A 16,643-nucleotide genomic window follows, 5' to 3' on the forward strand; every position below is an offset into this window, starting at 1 on the left:
TCCCGCACAGGTGAGCAGGGCCGCCACCGCGCCTCCCCGACCCACTGCACTCGATCAGGCAAGATGTCGGGCATGGACAGTGGTGCGGGCTCACCCCGAGTCTTGGTGGTCGACGACGATGCCGACGTGCTTGCGTCGCTGGAACGCGGGCTCAGACTCTCCGGTTTCGAGGTCTCCACCGCCGTCGACGGCGCCGAAGCACTGCGCAGCGCCACCGAAACCCGACCTGACGCGATCGTGCTCGACATCAACATGCCCATCCTGGACGGGGTCTCCGTAGTCACGGCGCTGCGGGCGATGGACAACGACGTGCCGGTGTGTGTGCTCTCGGCGCGCAGCTCGGTCGACGACCGGGTGGCAGGCCTGGAAGCCGGCGCCGACGACTACCTGGTCAAGCCGTTCGTGCTGGCCGAGCTGGTGGCCCGGGTCAAGGCGCTGCTGCGCCGCCGCGGCGCCACCGCCACGTTCTCCTCGGAGACCATTGCGGTGGGACCGCTCGAGGTCGACATTCCGGGCCGGCGGGCCCGCGTCAACGGCGTCGACGTCGACCTGACCAAACGTGAATTCGACCTGCTGGCCGTCCTGGCCGAGCACAAGACCGCGGTGCTCTCCCGGGCCCAGCTGCTCGAGCTGGTCTGGGGATACGACTTCGCCGCCGACACCAACGTCGTCGACGTCTTCATCGGCTACCTGCGCCGCAAACTCGAAGCCGGCGGCGCTCCACGGCTGTTGCACACCGTGCGCGGGGTGGGATTCGTGCTCAGGACCCAGTAGGCGCACCCGTGCCGTCGCGGATCCTCACTCGGACGCCCTCGCTGCGGACCAGGGTGGCGTTTGCGACAGCCCTCGGTGCGGCCATCGTGGTCACCATCGTCGGCGCCATCGTCTGGGTCGGCATCACCAATGACCGCAAGGAACGCCTGGACCGCCGCCTCGACGAGGCCGCAGGCTTCGCGATCCCCTTCCTGCCGCGCGGACTCGACGAGATCCCCCGCTCCCCCAACGACGCCGACGCGGTGATCACCGTGCGCCGCGGCAGCGAGGTGAAGTCCACCAGCGACGTGGTGCTGCCCGAGCTGGGCACCGACTACGCCGACACCGAAGTGGACGGGGTGCGCTACCGGGTCAGGACGGTCGAGATCGCGAGCCCGACCGGTCCGATGTCGGTGGCCGTCGGCGCCACCTACGACGACACCATCGCCGACACCAACAACCTGCATCGGCGGGTGCTGCTGATCTGCGTGTTCGCCGTCGGCGCGGCGGCAGTGCTGGGATGGCTGCTGGCAGCGTTCGCGGTGCGGCCGCTGCGCCGGTTGGCGCAGAAGACCCGAACCATCGACGTCGGCGATGACCAGGCCCCCGAGATCGAGGTGCGCGGCGCTTCCGAAGCGGTGGAGATCGCCGAGGCGATGCGCGGCATGGTCCAGCGGGTCTGGACCGAGCGGGCGCGCACCCAGGAGGCGCTGGCCTCGGCACGCGACTTCGCGGCGGTGTCGTCGCATGAACTGCGCACCCCGCTGACCGCCATGCGCACCAACCTCGAGGTGTTGACCACCCTGGACATGCCCGATGAGCAGCGCAAAGAGGTTCTGCAAGACGTGGTGCGGACCCAGTCGCGCATCGAGTCCACACTGTGGGCGCTGGAACGGCTGGCCCAGGGCGAACTGTCCACCTCCGACGACCACACCGCTGTCGACATCACCGAATTGCTGGACCGCGCCGCCCACGACGCGATGCGCATCTACCCCGATCTCGAGGTGTCGCTGGAACCCGCGCCGACGGTGATCATCGTCGGGTTACCTGCCGGGCTGCGGTTGGCGGTGGACAACGCGATTGCCAACGCCGTGAAACACGGCGGGGCCTCCCATGTTCAGCTCTCTGCGGTGAGCTCCCGGGCCGGGGTGGAGATCGCCGTCGACGACAACGGGGTGGGGTTGCCCGAGGAAGAACGCGAACTGGTCTTCGAGCGGTTCTCGCGTGGCTCCACCGCCTCGCATTCCGGCTCCGGCCTGGGGCTGGCCCTCGTCGCGCAGCAGGCCCACTTACACAGCGGGACAGCGAGTTTGGAAGTCAGCCCGTTGGGTGGGGTCCGGATGATGCTGCGCTTGCCGGGCCCCGGTCCCACCACTCGCTAGCGGGTGCCGAGCAGGTCGATCACGAAGATGAGCGTCTTGCCCGACAGGCGGTGCCCACCACCGGCGGGACCGTAGGCCTGCTCCGGCGGGATGGTCAGCTTGCGGCGACCGCCCACCTTCATGCCGGGGATCCCGTCCTGCCAGCCCGGGATCAGGCCACGCAGGGGGAACTCGATGGACTGGCCACGGTTCCACGAGCTGTCGAACTCCTCGCCCGTGTCGTACTCGACTCCGAGGTAGTGCACCTCGACGTTGGCGCCGGGAACGGCTTCGGCGCCGTCACCGATCGTGATGTCCTCGATCACCAGCTCGGCGGGGGCGGGGCCGTCGGGAAATTCGATCTCCGGTTTTGTGCTCACAGTGCTCACCCTACTGGGGTGTCTGAAGCCATTCGGTCGGTCTGAGCAACACGACTTCGGGCACGATGCACGCCGGTGACAGGCGCGTGGTCATCCGCACCACTTCGGCCACGTCGGTGGGCGCGATCATGGTGTGGGCCGGGATGTCATCGCGGTAGGGGTCGGCCATCGGGGTGTCCACCACACCGGGGCAGATGGCCGTCGCCCGGATTCCCGAGGTGGACAGCTCGTCGTGCAGCGCTTCGGTGAAGCCGACCACCCCGAACTTGCTGGCCGAGTAGGCGCCCAGGGTGGACTCGCCGCGCTTGCCGGCGTTGGACGCCGTGTTGATCACCTGCGCGCTCCCCCGCAGGCCCACCGCTTTCCGCAGCATCGGCATGGCCTTCGCGGTCAGCAGAATCGGTGCGCGCAGGTTGACCGCCAACTGCTCGTCCAAGAAGTCGGCAGTGATGTCGGCAACCGCCCGATGTCCGGCGATGCCTGCGTTGTTCACCAGGACGTCGAGGGCACCGAACATCTCCTGGTGCCGGGCGACGATGTGGTCCAGGAAGGCCTCGTCGGCCAGTGACCCGGACAGGGTCTGCACATCGGCCAGGCCGTCGGCGGCCGCGGCGAGTCTTGCGCCGTCACGACCGACCAGCGTCAGCCCGAACTTCTCCTCACTCAAGACGCGGGCAACGGCGAAGCCGATTCCGCTGGACGCACCGGTGACGAGGGCACTACGCAATTCCATCTGCGGATTATCGCCGGTGTCGGGCAGACTGGTCAGGTGGCGACAGATCAAGACATTCTCTCCGAAGTGCACAAGCTCGTGGCTGAGGAGAAAGAGCTGCGAGACAAGTTGCAGCACCACGAGATCGACGAGACCGAGGAGCACCAGCGGCTGCGTGCGGTCGAGGTCCAACTGGACCAGTGCTGGGACCTGCTGCGGCAGCGGCGCGCACTGCGTGAGACCGGGTCCGATCCGTCGGCCGCCCAGGTGCGCCCGGCCGACCAGGTTGAGGGCTACCTCGGCTGAGCGCTACTGCGAGCCGTCGGCCGGGCAGTTGATCATCACGTAGGCCAACGGTGAGGCGTGCGTGTCGATGCTAGTGACAGTGCATTCCGACAGCGGGATGTTCGACGGCTCGCCCGCGGTGTACTGAGCCTTCACGTCGTAACCCAGCGCGGTGAGGCTGCGCATGGTGTCACCCGGCGACTCGCTGCCCGCAGGCGGCGGTGGGGGCAGCGTCGGCGACGGCTCCGCCGACGCCGGTGCGGCAGCCGCCAGGATCACAGCGGTGGCGGCGACGATCATCCTGACCAGCAACGGTCTCCTCCTACTGGGACGTGTCCGGTGGGCAGGAGATCATGATGTACGCCAATGGGGGCGCGTGCACGTCGATGTTGGTGACCCGGCAGTACTTGAGCGGAATATTGGACGGATAGCCGCTCACCCACTCGATCTCGACGTCGTAGCCCTGCTTGCCCAGCGTCTCGACTGCATCCATCGGCGCCTGTGTGCCCGCCATCGGCGGGGTGGGCAGCTGAGTCGTCGTGGGGGTGGGATCAGCCGCCGCCGGTGCCGCGGTGATCACCAGTGCGACGGCGGCGACCACCCAAGAAACAGGCAGTGTCACTCGGCGACCGTGGATTCGTCGGCCTCGGGCCCGGCGTTCCCGGTCCCGTTGTCCACCGCGGTGGGCACCTCTTCGTCGGCGGGCTCCTGTTCGTCGGTGGATTCCTCTTCGACGGTGGGCTCTTCGTCTGCGGATTCCTCTTCGACGGCGGGCTCTTCATCGACAGGAGCTTCTTCGGCCGACTGGTCATCGCGGGTGTCGTGCCGATCGGGCTCCGCCTCGCTCGGCGCAGCGGAATCCACACTGGAAACCGCGGGATCGGAGTCCGCGTCCGGCAACTCGGTGGCGGGCACGTCATCAACGGGCACGTCTTCGATCTGCTCCTCGGGTGTGGTCGCTTCGGCCTTGTCCTCCACCGGATGTTGCGCTGACGGCACGGGGATCGGGGCGATCGAGCGGCCCACCAACTTCAAGATGGTGTTGACCGCCTGGATGAGGTTGTTCAACGAGACCACGACGTCCTCGGATTGGCCGGTGATCACCTGGAACGGGATACTCACCAGCAGCAGCGGCCCGGCGACAGCAAGATAGGCCGCAGCGCCGATGGCATCCAGGTAGTCGATCGGGGTCAGCCCGGTGGACGCCGGGTCGGACTCCACAGCTTCGGTGACAACAGGCTGAGCCTGTTGACGATCACCCGAATGAGCAAGCACCACTTCGCGGTACACCACCGGCAGCGCCGGCGGCGCGACAAGAGGTGCAGTTGACGCCGTCAACACGACGGACGATCGGTGAGCCGCGGGCGGGTCTGCGGCGGGCAGCTCCACGCCGCACAGCACCAGACAGGACGCCGCAGCTGCGGAGAGCACGGGCCGAACCAGAATCGTTGCGCGCATGCGGTTTTCTCCTAAGGCAGGGACGGTTCTACGGGCAGTGGTTTACCGACACCCTCGACGGGGTTCTGTCCCAGCAGGCCACCTTCCAGACCGCCGTCCCGGTAGGTGTCGATCAATCGCTTCAGGTAGTCCAGGCGGGAGACATCGGCGTTCTCCTGACCGGGCGCCACTCCGACGATCACACCGTCACCCGGCGCCGCCGGAGTCTGGTTCTGCGACAACAGGTACTGGTTGTTCCAGGGATTCAGGTTCGGCGCTACCGTGGCCGCGGTACCGGGTGCCGACGGTACTGCATGCTGGCCCAGCACATCGGGACCTGTGATGGGCACCGACGGCCCGTTCTGCTGCAGCGGGAACAACGGACTGGCCGGCGGTGGCGGTGGCGGTGGAACCGGATCAGCATGGGCGGCCGCAGCGGCTGAGATCCCGATGGCTGCCGAGACCATGGCTGCCATAAGAACTTTCACCATGTCAGACCACCTTCGCCACGCCGTAGTAGGCGACGATGTCATCGGCGGTCTCGGTGGAGCTAGTCAGGATCGCATACGACCGCAGGAACGACTGACCGACGCAGCCGTCGATCTTGATGTGGATGTCTTTGAGGGTGACGCGAGGAGCAGTGCCCTCGAAGCTCTTCGTGGTCACCGTCGACGTGATCACCTCACCCGGCTGCGGGAACACCTCCATCTGGGCGGTCACCGGAATGTTGGTGTTGCCCAGCCCTGTCGGCCCGACTGACGGCTGAAAGCCCACCGAGCCGTTGAGTTTGACCACGTTGAGTTCGATACCGCAGCCGATCTGGTAACCCACCTCGAGGGTGCCGCCGTCCAGCGCGGCGCTGCCGTTGCCTGCGACGGCGCCGGTGAAGGTGCCGCCCACCAGGTACTCCCGCGACGACGCCGCCGTGGTCAGGGGTGCGACGGCCAGCTGGGTCTCCTCCTGGGCGCCAACGGTCAGTTCCCAACCATCAGGTGTGACAACAAATCCCGGAGGATCGGAGACCACCGCACCGCTGGGAGGTGCAGGAGGCGACACATCGGCGACCGGCTCCGCGGAGACCGGCGGCGCGGCGACAAAGAGCAGCGATACGAAGACCCACCCGGTCAGTGCGATTCTCATACGACGGTGACCTGACCGGCGTAAGTGACGATGTCATCGGTGTCGCTGCTCGAGCTCTTGAAGGTCGCATAGGACTGGATGAAGGACTGCCCCACGCAGCCGTCGACCCTGACCCGGAAACCCGTCACCGTCACCCGCACCTGTTCGCCCTTGACCTCCTTCTGCCCCACCGGCACGGTGGTGACCGTCCCTGGCCGCAGGTTGACCTTGATCTGTCCGTTGACCGGGAACTGCACTGCCCCGATCACCGCGTTGGAGCCGAATGTCGGTGTGGCTCCTACTGATCCGAGCATCTCCACCGGACCTCCGATGATGCCGCAGCCAATTCGGTAGCCGACCACCAGCGATCCTCCGCTGAGGGTCGTTGACCCGCCGCCACCGACGGTCCCGGTGAACGTGCCACCCACCAGGTACTCCCGTGAGGTCAGTGCTGTCGTCAGCGGTGCGACCGCCACCCGCGTCTCGTCCTTGCCTTCGACCGACAACTCCCACCCGTCCGGCGTCTGCAGGATGCCGGGGGCCGCGGGAGCAACCGCGCCGTCGGGCGGCGGTAAGGGCTCCGCAATCACTTGGGGCGCAGCACACAACGCCGCCGAAACCGCGGCCGCAGCCACGGCCGTCGCCCGCATCCGCATGTAGATGACGTCCTCCAGAATTCGATTGGCCTAAATCATCGAGGTGACAAATGTCGGGACAGCGAACACCCGGAGAACTGTGCGCACACAACCGCCGTCGCTCACTGGTTTCCGGCGTGGCACCGGCAGTTCATCCGCGTGTCAACCACACGACGCCGTCACACCCGATCGTCATGGACGCCCACGCCGAGATCGAGGAGGTTGCCATCAACGTCGTCACCACAGGGTTGGCCGTGTGTGGGGTCGCCCTGTTGGCCACCGCACCGGCCGCGGCCGAGCCGGCGCCCGCCGCCGAGGCGGTAGCGGCGTGCACTCGGTTCGCCACGGCCCTCGACATCGCCTCACTGAGTTATCAGGGCTTTGCCAACGGCCTCGCCCTGGGCGACGAGCACGGCGATCCCACACTGAACGCCGACAACGAGTCAGGACGGACGGGTCTGCGTCACGCGGTCAGCACCGCGCTGGCCGCTTCCCGGACGCCCGGGGTGGCGCCGGAGATCTCCGCACCGATGCGCGCCTGGTCGTTCGACGCCACCAAGTTGGTGCTGCTCATGGGATTGCGCGTTGATGTCGACCGCTACAACTCGGCGGCCACCGAGCTCAACGCACACACCGAGGCAGCACAATCGGCCTGCGCGGCGGCGGGAACGCACGCCTAGGTCGACGCCTCAGCCCGAGCTCAACCGGTCCAGGATCCGCCGCAACGCAACGAGGTCGTCACCGGAGAGTGCAACAAGCTCTGCCGGAGCTGGATCCTCGACGGCATCGATGTCAGCCAGCACCGCCCTTCCGGCCTCGGTCAGTGATACCAGTTTGGACCGCCGATTCGACGGGTCGATCTCGCGGACCACCAGCCCACGAGACTCCAGGTCGTTGACAGCCACCGTGGCCGCCGGCGCATCCATCATGGCGTAGTCGGCCACCTGCTTGACCGTGAGAGGCGAGCGCTTCAGGCGGCGAACGATCCGCACCCGGGAGAACGGCAACCCGGACACCTCGACCACGGCGTGGCGCCAGGTGTCACGGTTGTCGAAGACGAAGCGCAGCAGGCCTTTCCACACTTCCTCAGCGGTGGGCTCAGCAGACATGCACCCGCCCTCCCGGCGCCGGCACCTCGCCGATGAGCGGTGCCACCCGGTCGGCCGACCGTTGTGCACGCCCGGATGTCGAGAACAAGCCCAGTGCCACGATCACCAGTCCGAAGGCAGCCACCACGAACCACAGCGGTCGCGCCGCGGCACCGAAATCGGCATGCGGCGACTCCAATGCCGCACCTGCCACCGAGCCACACAGTGCCACACCGATACTCACACCGACCTGTCTGCTGGTGGAGGCCACCGCCGACGCCGCCCCGGCGCGGTCCAACGGCATCCCGCTGACCGCGGTGTTGGTGATCGGCGCGTTCACCACCGCAAAGCCGATGCCGAAGAGCGCGAAGATCACCAACACCGCCCAGATAGGGGTGTCGGACCCGAGGAACGACAGCAGTATCGCCGCCGTCGTCAACAGCACACCCGATGCCAGCAGCGACGGCCTCGGGCCCCAGCGGCCCACCACCCGGCCCGACAGAGGCGAAAAGACCAGCGCACCAAGGGCGATCGGCAGGTACAGCAGACCGGTCTCCAGCGCGGTGAAACCGCGGAAGCCCTGCAGATACAGCGCCATCATGAACAGGAACGCACCCCAGGACGCGAAGGCGCACATCGCGATGACGGTGGCGGAGGCAAAGGGGATGCTCCGGAAGAAGCGCAGGTCGATGAACGGGTCGTGGTGACGCGCCTCGTAGCGCAGGAATGCCGCGAAAGCAGCGACGGTGATCACCAGGGCCGCCAGGGTGACGGGGTGAATCCAGCCGAGGCCGGGGCCTTCGATCAGGACGAAGACGATGCCGAACAGGAATGTGGCGCCGAGGATCTGACCGATGGGGTCCAGTGTGCGCATGGTCGCCGACTTGCTCTGCGGGACGAACAGCGCCGTCAACACCAATGCCAGCGCACACACCGGCAGGTTGAGCCAGAACACCGCACGCCAGTCGACATACTGGATCAGCGCACCTCCGACGGTCGGTCCCAACGCCATCGCGATACCGAGCACCCCACCCCACAGTCCGATGGCCCTGGCGCGTTCGACCTTGCCGGTGAACACCGACGTGATGATCGACATCGCAACGGGATTGAGCATGGACCCACCGATCGCCTGCAGGAAGCGGGCTGCGATCAGCATCTCGATGGTGGGAGCGACGCTGCACAGCAGTGATCCGAGCGCGAACACCGCCAAGCCGATCTGGAACACACTGCGGCGACCGAATCTGTCCGCGGTGGCACCGGCCAACATCAGCAGAGAGGCCAGCACCAGGGTGTAGACGTCCAGGGTCCACTGCAGCTGGGTAGCGGACGCGTGGAGGTCGGTACGGATGGTCGGCAGGGCGACGTTGACGATCGTCGCGTCCATCGACACGATCAGCAGACTCAGGCAGCAGGAGAACAGAATGACCGCCTTGCGGCGGCCACTGAGCTGCCCAACAGTTGTAGACACACAACTATTGTGAAACTACAACCGTCCTTGGCGCAAACAAACTGGTCAACGGGGTGTCAGTTCCTTCGTCGCCACATCGGCAACTGTCTAGCGGTCGCCCATCCCGATGTAGTCACGCTCGGTGTAGCCGGTGTAGATCTGGCGCGGGCGGCCGATCTTGTTGGGCTCGCCGTGCATCTCACGCCAGTGAGCGATCCAGCCCGGGAGCCGGCCGAGCGCGAACAGCACGGTGAACATGCGAGTGGGGAAGCCCATGGCCCGGTAGATCACGCCGGTGTAGTAGTCGACGTTGGGGTAGAGCTTGCGCTCGACGAAGAAGTCATCGGTGAGCGCGATCTCCTCGAGCTCCTTGGCAATGTCCAGCAGCGGGTCCGAGACCCCGATCTTGCCGAGGATCTTGTCGGCCTGCTCCTTGACGATGCGGGCGCGGGGATCGTAGTTCTTGTACACGCGGTGCCCGAAGCCCATCAGCTTCACGCCGTCTTCTTTGTTCTTGACCTTCTTGACGAAGGTCTGAACGTCGTCGTCACCGGCTTCGATCTTCTTCAGCATCTCCAGCACCGCCTGGTTGGCGCCGCCGTGCAGCGGGCCCCACAGGGCGTTGATACCTCCGGAGATCGAGGTGAACAGGTTGGCCTGCGAGCTACCGACCAGGCGCACCGTCGACGTCGAGCAGTTCTGCTCGTGGTCGGCGTGCAGGATGAACAGCATGTCCAGCGCCCGGACGATCTCCGGGTCCACCTCGTAGGGCTCGGCCGGGAAGCCGAACGTCATGCGCAGGAAGTTCTCCACCAGGGTCAGCGAGTTGTCCGGGTACAGGAACGGCTGCCCCTCGGACTTCTTGTAGGCGTACGCCGCGATGGTGGGCAATTTGGCGAGCAGCCGAATGGTGGACAACTCGACCTGCTTGGGGTCGAAGGGGTCCAGCGAATCCTGGTAGTAGGCGCTCAGCGCATTGACCGCACTGGAGAGCACCGGCATCGGGTGCGCGTTGCGGGGGAAACCGTCGAAGAACCGCTTCAGGTCCTCGTGCAGCAGCGTGTGGCGCTGGATGTTGTTGGTGAACTTCTCCAGCTGGTCGGCGGTGGGCAGCTCACCGTAGATCAGCAGATAGCTGACCTCGATGAACGTCGACTTCTCCGCCAACTGCTCGATCGGGATACCGCGGTAGCGCAGGATGCCTGCGTCACCGTCGATGTAGGTGATGGCCGACTTGGTGGAGGCGGTGTTGACGAAACCGCCGTCGAAGGTCGTGTAACCCGTTTTTGCCAACAACGATCCGAGCGCGATCCCGTCGTCACCCTCTGTTGCATGGACAATGTCCAGGTCTATCTCTCCACCCGGATACCGGAGAGTGGCGGTGTCCTGGGATGAACTGTCGGCCACAAGAACCCCTTCTGCGCTCGTCGGCGAAGACGCAAGCTGTCTGTACCTAGGAAGGTAGTCGCTACGGTGTCGGCCCGCTTGCGGGGGGTTGTTGGATCGGTTGCGAAGTCGATTCCCAAGGTTGCCAAGTTCGAACGAATGTCTGGTAGGCCGCACTGATACGAGACCGGACCACCTCCAGTTCGATGGGCGGGTGGCCGGGCCGACCCAAGCCGTAACACGCGGCGTTCATCACCGCGGTCCAACTCTCGATCACCAGGTGCACGGCATCGTGATCGGTGGGCAGGCCCATCCGCTTGGCGGTGACGACCACGGTGGGGAACCGGTCGGGGTCCACACGGAACGGAATGGTGGACATCGCCAGATTCGCCGAGGAGTTGACAATCTGGATCAACGCCGCATGCCTGCTGAAGTGCGCGGACACCGACGCAAGGTGCGCGCGCCGCAGGGCTTCGTACTCGGTGATGCCCAGTGGCTGCGCGGCCAGTTCGGCAGCCACGAACTGAGCGACGTCCTCGATGATCGCCATGATCACCGCGTCCTTGGTGGGAAAATACCGGCTGAACGTCCGCGGTGACACGTCGGCAGCGTCGGCGATCTGCTCGACGGTGGTGTTGTCGTAGCCCTGACGCAGACACAGCTCGGCGGCCTTGTCCACCAACGTGGACCGCGTGCGCATTTTTTTGCGCTCCCGCAAACCCGGAGCTCTGCCGCTCACGCCGTCAACCACAGCTGCAATGCTAGCCGCTGGCTGGATCGCCACCGACGCTCAGCTGGTCAGTTCGGTGGCGATACCGACGAATTCGGCAAACATCGCGTCGATTCTGGAAACCATCAGATCCGGGCCGAGTGCCAGGCCGTCGCAGTCCACCACGAGGTCCCCGCAGGCAGTGACGATGATGGCCGACCACACCGACATCACCATCCAGACCTTGCGGTCGGCCGGGTCACCGCCCATACGCTCGGCCAGCGCATGCACGGTGGCCTCGGGCCGGAATTCGGTGGCGGCCGCCTTGAGCGCCGGAGTCGAGTTGATGATGCGCAGCATCAGCACGATGCGCTCGGTGGTCAGATCCGGCACCGCCCCGTCGGACACAGCCCGCAACACCCTGACATGTGCCTGGTACAGCGCTTCGAGCACCGGCACCGAGAGCGGGATGAGGGTCAGCTCGACGGCGATGGCGTCCACCAGGTCCTCCAGCAGCGTCATGACGACGGCGTCCTTGGTGGCGAAGTAGCGGCTGAAGGTGCGAGGTGAGACGTCAGCGGCGGCCGCGATCTGCTCGACGGTGGTGCGTTCGTAGCCCTGCGTGAGGCAAAGGCTCACGGCGGCGTCGATCAACGTCGCTCTGGTGCGCTGCTTCTTGCGTTCACGCAGCCCGGGTGCGGCTCCCCCCAGCACGTCCACGGTCACGGATCGTAGCCCGCACTACGCGGCAGATGTGGCGAACTGCCGAGATCCGCATTTTGCAGTCGTCATAATTTGTCAGTGTCAGCCGGTTTCGGGTTTTGGGGCATGATGCTGACGCGGTAGCGCACGAAGGCGGGGACCGCCAGCGCCGCGATCACCACACACACGACCACCGCTGCTCCCCCACCCGCGGCGGCGACCGCGGTCCCCATGGACGCCGCGGCGGCACCGTGCAGAGCGTCGGCGATCCGCGGACCACCGGCGACCACCACGACGAACACCCCCTGCAGCCGGCCCCGCAACTCGTCGGACGCGGCCTGCAGCAGGATCGTGTTGCGCAGCGCCGAGGACACCATGTCGGCCGCTCCGCCGACGGCCAGACAGCCCACCGCCACCCACAGCAGCGCCCCCGCCTGTCCACCGGCCCAGCCCGCCGCCACACCGAAGCCAACGATGGCCAGGCCCCAGACGATGATGGCGACCACTACCGCCAGGCCCTGCCTGCGCACCCGCGGCAGCCACCCGGAGAACACACCACCGGCCACCGCACCCACCGACATGGCCGCGGCCAGCAGCGCCATCGTGACACCGCCATCGACGGGTCCGCCGAAGTTCTCATGGGCCATCTGCGGGAACAACGCCCGCGGCATGCCGAGGATCATCGCGATGAGATCGACGACGAATGACATCAGCACCACGGTGTTGCCGGCCAGGTAGCGGAACCCGTCGAGCACCGCCGCGATGCCCAGCGTCGACCCCACCTGAAGCGGCGGCATCGCCGCGAGTCGGAACGTGGCCCAGATGGGCAGCAGACAGGTGATGGCGTCGATGAGATACAGCGTGGACAGGTCCACCCAGGCGAGCAGCAGGCCGGCCAGCAGCGGTCCGACGATCGCGCCGAACTGGGTCACGGTGATGTTCAGTGAATTGGCCGCGGCGATCTGGTCACTGGGCAGGATCCGCGGGATGGCCGCCGATCGGGTTGGCGAGTTCACCGCGTAGAAGGCCTGCTGCAGCGCCAGCAGTCCGAGCACCACCCACACGTTGTTCAGATGCAGTGCCGCCTGCACCCACAGCAGCACCGAGGACACCGCCAGACCGCAGGACGCGACGATCAGCAGCAGACGCCGGTCCATCGCATCGGCCAGCGCACCGCCCCACAGTCCGAACACGATGAGCGGTACCAGCGCGAACACCCCAGCCAGACCCACGTAGGCCGAGCTCTGCGTCAGCGCGTAAACCTGAACTGGGACAGCGAAGATGGTGAGGTTGGCACCGATGACGGTGGGGATGCCCGCCCACCACAGCCGGCGGAAGTCGCGATGTCGCAGCGGCGTCGTGTCAGCGAACAGCCTCACGGCTGCAGACGCTCGATCAGCCCGTCAGTGACACGAATTCGGTTGTGCACGCGGTTTTCTCGACCCTGCCAGAACTCGACCACTTCCGCAGCGATCAGGTAGCCACCCCAGTTCGGGGGTGCTGGCACCTCGGTGTCGCCTGCGAAGCGCTCGGTGACCTCGGCCAGTTGAGCCAGCAGTTGCGCCCGTGAGCCGATGGGCCTGCTCTGGTGTGAGGCCCAGGCTCCCAGCTGGGAACCACGGGGACGCTTGGACCAGTAGCTCTCGGTGGCAGCGCGATCGACCTTGGTGACCGGCCCGCGGACGTGCACCTGCCGGCCCAGCTGGTACCAGGGGAACGTCACCGACGCATACGGCGTGGCGGCGAGTTCGTCGCCCTTGTCGGACTCGTAGTTGGTGAAGAACGAGACCCCGGCCTCGTCGACCCCCTTGCACAGCACCGACCGAGTCACCGGACGGCCGTCGCGCACGGTGGCCAGCACCATCGCGTTGGGCTCGGCAACACCTGCCTGCTCGGCCTCGGCAATCCATTTGCGCAGCAACACAAGCCATCCGACCGACAGCCAGTCGACATCCAGGTCGGGACTGCCGTCCTTGCCCACCGAGCCGTACTCCACCCGCATGGCCGCGAGATGCTCGCGTTCCGGTTCCACCACCGGGGTAACGGTACGCCCAGCTGGTCTCGTCACGGCGGCCGCGACGCCCGCAGACGTCGCGCACCATGTCATCGCCCGTTACCGGCCAGTAGACACAGATGTGCTGGCAGGTGCGACAATCGGCGCCATGACTGAGGTGCCCAAGGATTTCGTGCCCGGCTTGGCGGGCGTGGTCGCATTCGAGACCGAGATCGCCGAACCCGACAAGGACGGTGGCGCACTCCGGTACCGCGGCGTCGACATCGAGGACCTGGTGGGCGAGCGGGTGACTTTCGGCGACGTGTGGGCGCTGCTGGTCGACGGCGCGTTCGGCCGCGGACTGCCGCCCGCCGAACCGTTCCCCCTGCCCATCCACACCGGCGACGTCCGCGTCGACGTCCAGGCCGGACTGGCCATGCTGGCACCCATCTGGGGTTACGCACCGCTGCTCGACATCGATGACGAGACTGCCCGCGACCAACTGGCCAGGGCCTCGGTGATGGCGCTGTCCTATGTGGCCCAGTCCGCGCGCGGCATCTACCAGCCCGCGGTGCCGCAACGGCTCATCGACGAGTGCACCACCATCACCGCCCGGTTCATGACGCGATGGCAGGGCGAGCCCGACCCGCGCCATATCGAGGCCATCGACGCGTACTGGGTGTCGGCCGCCGAGCACGGAATGAACGCGTCGACGTTCACCGCCCGGGTGATCGCCTCGACCGGGGCCGACGTGGCCGCCTCGTTGTCCGGCGCGGTCGGCGCGATGAGCGGGCCGCTGCACGGCGGCGCCCCGGCGCGGGTGATCCCGATGCTCACCGAAGCCGAGCGCACCGGTGACGCCCGGTCGGTGATCACCGGGATCCTGGACCGTAAAGAGAAGCTGATGGGATTCGGGCACCGGGTCTACCGCGCCGAGGATCCGCGTGCCCGGGTGCTGCGAGCGACGGCCAAGCGCCTGGACGCCCCGCGCTACGAGGCGGCCGCGGCGCTGGAGCAGGCCGCGCTGACCGAGTTGCGTGAGCGTCGCCCGGACCGCGCCATCGAGACAAATGTCGAGTTCTGGGCGGCCGTCATCCTCGACTTCGCGAAGGTGCCGCCAACGATGATGCCCGCGATGTTCACCTGCGGACGGACCGCGGGGTGGTGCGCCCACATCCTCGAGCAGAAGCGCTTGGGCAAGCTGGTGCGGCCGTCGGCGATCTACGTCGGACCCGAGCCCCGGCGGCCCGAGTCGGTGCCCGGCTGGGACACCGTGGTGCGGGGCGCGATGAGTTGACGCGGCACCTTCGGTCTGTACCTGCAACAGTCACCGACCGAAGGAGCCACCATGGCCATCGAAGTCCACCCCGTCCTGGTGCCCCATCTCGTCGTCGACGACGCCGCAGCGGCCATCGACTTCTACGTCAAAGCGTTCGGGGCCACCGAACTGATCCGGCTGCCCGGACCCGGGGGCAAGCTGGCGCACGCGGCCGTGCAGATCAACGGCTTCATGGTGATGCTCAACGACGACTTCCCGGAGATGACCGACGGGAAGTCGATGACACCGACCGCGCTGGGTGGCACTCCGGTGACGCTGCACCTGACCGTCACCGACGTCGAATCCTGGTTCCAGCGCGCGGTCGACGCGGGAGCCACCGTGGTGGCGCCCCTGGCGGACCAGTTCTGGGGCGACCGGTACGGCGTGGTGCGAGATCCCTTCGGGCATCAGTGGTCACTCGCCCAGCCGGTGCGAGAGGTCGACATGGCCGAGCTGGTGAAGTCGATGAGCCAGTGAGTACCCGGCTGCGTGCTGTGGTCCTACCTCTAGCAAGCTAGGGGTATGCACCACGTCATCGAACTGCAGGATGTGACCTTCCGACGCAACGGTAAACAGATCCTCGACGGCATCTCCTTCGCCGTCGCCGAGGGAGAGCACTGGGCGTTGCTGGGCCCCAACGGCGCGGGCAAGACAACCATCCTGGGCTTCTGCGGCGCCGAGACGTTTCCCACCTCGGGGACGGTGCGGGTGCTGGGCGGCCACCTCGGCAAGGTCGAACTGGCCAAACTGCGCAAGACCATCGGACACGTCAACCCGCGCCACCCGCTGGACTTCCCGCTGCGGCTGCGGGAGGTGGTGATGACCGGTGTCACCGGAACCATCGACATTCCGATGCGCTGGGAACCCACCGCCGAGGACGTGGCTCGGGTGGATTCTCTGGTGGACACCCTCGGGCTGCGGCACCGGGCCGAGGAACGGTGGCCCACACTGTCGCAGGGTGAACGAGGGCGCGCGCTGATCGCCCGAGCCCTGGTGGGCCGGCCCCAGCTGCTGCTGCTCGACGAACCCTCGACAGGCCTGGATCTGGCCGCCCGTGAGCAGATGCTCGAGACCGTGGACGCCCTGGTGCACAGCCACCCCGAGTTGGCGTCGATCACGGTGACCCACCACCTCGAGGAACTGCCCGTCACCACCACACACGTGCTGTTGCTCGCCGAGGGCCGGATAGTCGCCCAGGGACCCATCGAGACGACACTGACCAGCGCGGCGGTCTCGGAAGCCTTCGCCCATCCGGTGGAGGTGCGCTCCGACGGCGGCCGGTGGACGGCCCGCGCCGCCCGAACAGCCGACCGCTGAC

General features: G+C 66.9%; 22 protein-coding genes. 7 read left to right on the forward strand and 15 right to left on the reverse strand.

Annotated elements, in window-relative coordinates; genetic code table 11:
* Positions 1–63 precede the first annotated feature (63 nt).
* Positions 64–774 carry a two-component system response regulator PrrA gene (gene prrA, locus BVC93_RS07380; RefSeq protein ID WP_157516813.1) on the forward strand — a complete coding sequence of 237 codons (711 nt, stop codon included), beginning with the start codon at positions 64–66 and terminating at the stop codon, positions 772–774.
* A gap of 8 nt (positions 775–782) precedes the next feature.
* Positions 783–2,135 carry a HAMP domain-containing sensor histidine kinase gene (locus BVC93_RS07385; RefSeq protein ID WP_083736595.1) on the forward strand — a complete coding sequence of 451 codons (1,353 nt, stop codon included), beginning with the start codon at positions 783–785 and terminating at the stop codon, positions 2,133–2,135.
* Here the strand turns inward: BVC93_RS07385 and BVC93_RS07390 are convergent.
* Entirely contained in the window at positions 2,132–2,494 is a 363-nt protein-coding gene (locus BVC93_RS07390) for an FKBP-type peptidyl-prolyl cis-trans isomerase (protein ID WP_083740878.1), read from the reverse strand. The genes BVC93_RS07385 and BVC93_RS07390 overlap by 4 nt on opposite strands.
* 10 nt (positions 2,495–2,504) lie before the next feature.
* Positions 2,505–3,227, reverse strand: a complete 723-nt coding sequence (locus BVC93_RS07395) for an SDR family oxidoreductase (RefSeq protein WP_083736596.1) — start codon at positions 3,225–3,227, stop codon at positions 2,505–2,507.
* 36 nt (positions 3,228–3,263) lie between these two features.
* Here BVC93_RS07395 and BVC93_RS07400 point away from each other — a divergent pair, with 36 nt between their 5' ends.
* Entirely contained in the window at positions 3,264–3,512 is a 249-nt protein-coding gene (locus tag BVC93_RS07400) for a DUF2630 family protein (protein WP_083736597.1), read from the forward strand.
* A 3-nt stretch (positions 3,513–3,515) separates the two neighbouring features.
* Here the strand turns inward: BVC93_RS07400 and BVC93_RS07405 are convergent, their stop codons facing one another.
* The 6 genes from BVC93_RS07405 to BVC93_RS07430 are packed head-to-tail and all read right to left on the reverse strand — an operon-like array spanning position 3,516 to position 6,703.
* Complete coding sequence (locus BVC93_RS07405; protein ID WP_236950284.1) at positions 3,516–3,803, reverse strand: hypothetical protein; 288 nt, start codon at positions 3,801–3,803, stop codon at positions 3,516–3,518.
* A 10-nt stretch (positions 3,804–3,813) separates the two neighbouring features.
* Positions 3,814–4,113, reverse strand: coding sequence for a hypothetical protein (locus BVC93_RS07410; RefSeq protein ID WP_157516814.1), 300 nt, complete (start codon positions 4,111–4,113; stop codon positions 3,814–3,816).
* Positions 4,110–4,949, reverse strand: a complete 840-nt coding sequence (locus tag BVC93_RS07415) for a hypothetical protein (protein WP_083736600.1) — start codon at positions 4,947–4,949, stop codon at positions 4,110–4,112. Before BVC93_RS07415 ends, BVC93_RS07410 begins: the two co-directional genes overlap by 4 nt.
* An 11-nt stretch (positions 4,950–4,960) precedes the next feature.
* On the reverse strand, positions 4,961–5,419 hold the full coding sequence (locus BVC93_RS07420) for a hypothetical protein (protein WP_083736601.1): 459 nt from the start codon (positions 5,417–5,419) through the stop codon (positions 4,961–4,963).
* Between the two features lies 1 nt (position 5,420).
* Positions 5,421–6,068 (reverse strand): MspA family porin, encoded by a 648-nt coding sequence (locus tag BVC93_RS07425; protein WP_083736602.1) that lies wholly within the window; start codon positions 6,066–6,068, stop codon positions 5,421–5,423.
* A complete protein-coding gene (locus tag BVC93_RS07430) occupies positions 6,065–6,703 on the reverse strand; it encodes an MspA family porin (protein WP_083736603.1) in 639 nt (212 codons plus the stop codon). The genes BVC93_RS07425 and BVC93_RS07430 overlap by 4 nt, the downstream gene beginning before the upstream one ends.
* A 50-nt stretch (positions 6,704–6,753) precedes the next feature.
* Between BVC93_RS07430 and BVC93_RS07435 the strand changes: the two genes are divergently transcribed.
* Positions 6,754–7,362, forward strand: a complete 609-nt coding sequence (locus BVC93_RS07435) for a hypothetical protein (protein ID WP_236950285.1) — start codon at positions 6,754–6,756, stop codon at positions 7,360–7,362.
* Between the two features lie 9 nt (positions 7,363–7,371).
* Here BVC93_RS07435 and BVC93_RS07440 read toward each other — a convergent pair whose 3' ends face one another.
* The 7 genes from BVC93_RS07440 to pdxH form a co-directional block, all read right to left on the reverse strand.
* Entirely contained in the window at positions 7,372–7,791 is a 420-nt protein-coding gene (locus BVC93_RS07440; RefSeq protein ID WP_083736604.1) for a MarR family winged helix-turn-helix transcriptional regulator, read from the reverse strand.
* Positions 7,781–9,238 carry an MFS transporter gene (locus BVC93_RS07445; protein WP_083736605.1) on the reverse strand — a complete coding sequence of 486 codons (1,458 nt, stop codon included), beginning with the start codon at positions 9,236–9,238 and terminating at the stop codon, positions 7,781–7,783. Before BVC93_RS07445 ends, BVC93_RS07440 begins: the two co-directional genes overlap by 11 nt.
* 87 nt (positions 9,239–9,325) lie before the next feature.
* Positions 9,326–10,624, reverse strand: coding sequence for a citrate synthase (locus BVC93_RS07450; RefSeq protein ID WP_083736606.1), 1,299 nt, complete (start codon positions 10,622–10,624; stop codon positions 9,326–9,328).
* Between the two features lie 61 nt (positions 10,625–10,685).
* Positions 10,686–11,354, reverse strand: a complete 669-nt coding sequence (locus BVC93_RS07455; RefSeq protein WP_236950286.1) for a TetR/AcrR family transcriptional regulator — start codon at positions 11,352–11,354, stop codon at positions 10,686–10,688.
* A 39-nt stretch (positions 11,355–11,393) separates the two neighbouring features.
* Positions 11,394–12,032 carry a TetR/AcrR family transcriptional regulator gene (locus BVC93_RS07460; protein WP_236950287.1) on the reverse strand — a complete coding sequence of 213 codons (639 nt, stop codon included), beginning with the start codon at positions 12,030–12,032 and terminating at the stop codon, positions 11,394–11,396.
* 68 nt (positions 12,033–12,100) lie between these two features.
* Positions 12,101–13,393, reverse strand: coding sequence for an MFS transporter (locus tag BVC93_RS07465; RefSeq protein ID WP_083736609.1), 1,293 nt, complete (start codon positions 13,391–13,393; stop codon positions 12,101–12,103).
* Entirely contained in the window at positions 13,390–14,016 is a 627-nt protein-coding gene (pdxH, locus tag BVC93_RS07470; protein ID WP_083740880.1) for a pyridoxamine 5'-phosphate oxidase, read from the reverse strand. The genes BVC93_RS07465 and pdxH overlap by 4 nt, the downstream gene beginning before the upstream one ends.
* Before the next feature lie 160 nt (positions 14,017–14,176).
* On the opposite strand from pdxH, the gene BVC93_RS07475 reads away from it, so the two are divergent.
* From BVC93_RS07475 to BVC93_RS07485, 3 genes are read left to right on the forward strand one after another with little or no spacing between them, the layout of a single operon-like run.
* Positions 14,177–15,304 (forward strand): citrate synthase 2, encoded by a 1,128-nt coding sequence (locus tag BVC93_RS07475; protein ID WP_083740881.1) that lies wholly within the window; start codon positions 14,177–14,179, stop codon positions 15,302–15,304.
* Between the two features lie 51 nt (positions 15,305–15,355).
* Positions 15,356–15,802 carry a VOC family protein gene (locus tag BVC93_RS07480; protein ID WP_083736610.1) on the forward strand — a complete coding sequence of 149 codons (447 nt, stop codon included), beginning with the start codon at positions 15,356–15,358 and terminating at the stop codon, positions 15,800–15,802.
* Between the two features lie 45 nt (positions 15,803–15,847).
* Entirely contained in the window at positions 15,848–16,642 is a 795-nt protein-coding gene (locus tag BVC93_RS07485) for an ABC transporter ATP-binding protein (RefSeq protein ID WP_083736611.1), read from the forward strand.
* Position 16,643: the final 1 nt, after the last annotated feature.

Origin of the sequence: Mycobacterium sp. MS1601 (genome assembly GCF_001984215.1) — a bacterium.
In the GTDB taxonomy this organism is placed as follows: domain Bacteria; phylum Actinomycetota; class Actinomycetes; order Mycobacteriales; family Mycobacteriaceae; genus Mycobacterium.

Coding starts and splice junctions, on each gene's coding strand:
- prrA (WP_157516813.1), top strand. CDS start 64: ATGTCGGGCATGGACAGTGGTGCGGGCTCACCCCGAGTCTTGGTGGTC.
- BVC93_RS07395 (WP_083736596.1), bottom strand. CDS start 3,227: ATGGAATTGCGTAGTGCCCTCGTCACCGGTGCGTCCAGCGGAATCGGC.
- BVC93_RS07415 (WP_083736600.1), bottom strand. CDS start 4,949: ATGCGCGCAACGATTCTGGTTCGGCCCGTGCTCTCCGCAGCTGCGGCG.
- BVC93_RS07420 (WP_083736601.1), bottom strand. CDS start 5,419: ATGGTGAAAGTTCTTATGGCAGCCATGGTCTCGGCAGCCATCGGGATC.
- BVC93_RS07425 (WP_083736602.1), bottom strand. CDS start 6,068: ATGAGAATCGCACTGACCGGGTGGGTCTTCGTATCGCTGCTCTTTGTC.
- BVC93_RS07430 (WP_083736603.1), bottom strand. CDS start 6,703: ATGCGGATGCGGGCGACGGCCGTGGCTGCGGCCGCGGTTTCGGCGGCG.
- BVC93_RS07435 (WP_236950285.1), top strand. CDS start 6,754: ATGTCGGGACAGCGAACACCCGGAGAACTGTGCGCACACAACCGCCGT.
- BVC93_RS07440 (WP_083736604.1), bottom strand. CDS start 7,791: ATGTCTGCTGAGCCCACCGCTGAGGAAGTGTGGAAAGGCCTGCTGCGC.
- pdxH (WP_083740880.1), bottom strand. CDS start 14,016: ATGCGGGTGGAGTACGGCTCGGTGGGCAAGGACGGCAGTCCCGACCTG.
- BVC93_RS07475 (WP_083740881.1), top strand. CDS start 14,177: ATGACTGAGGTGCCCAAGGATTTCGTGCCCGGCTTGGCGGGCGTGGTC.
- BVC93_RS07480 (WP_083736610.1), top strand. CDS start 15,356: ATGGCCATCGAAGTCCACCCCGTCCTGGTGCCCCATCTCGTCGTCGAC.
- BVC93_RS07485 (WP_083736611.1), top strand. CDS start 15,848: ATGCACCACGTCATCGAACTGCAGGATGTGACCTTCCGACGCAACGGT.